Origin of the sequence: Shewanella sp. AS16 (assembly GCF_021412365.1) — a bacterium.
GTDB classification, from domain to species: Bacteria; Pseudomonadota; Gammaproteobacteria; order Enterobacterales; family Shewanellaceae; genus Shewanella; species Shewanella salipaludis.
This window is the reverse complement of the sequence record NZ_JAKCLK010000330.1, coordinates 1-287: the sequence shown is the minus strand read 5'-3', so window position 1 is coordinate 287 and position 287 is coordinate 1. Positions and strand designations below refer to the sequence as shown.

Here is a 287-nt window from a genome sequence, read left to right as displayed (position 1 = left end):
ATGCCGCCTGGCGAGCGCTGGAAACGGCGCTGCCTTACATGACAGACGGTCGTCAGCTACGCTTTATGTTTTTGCCTGATGGCGAAGACCCTGACACGCTGGTACGAAAAGAAGGTAAAGAAGCGTTTGAAGCGCGGATGGAGCAGGCGATGCCACTCTCCGCATTTCTGTTTAACAGTCTGATGCCGCAAGTTGATCTGAGTACCCCTGACGGGCGCGCACGTTTGAGTACGCTGGCACTGCCACTGATATCGCAAGTGCCGGGCGAAACGCTGCGAATATATCTA

Annotated in this window: 1 pseudogene; it reads left to right on the top strand. The window is 55.1% G+C overall.

The features are described from left to right. Window positions 1-38: 38 nt before the first annotated feature. A pseudogene (dnaG, locus tag LZP73_RS20520) lies at window positions 39-287 on the top strand (DNA primase); the annotation flags it as partial.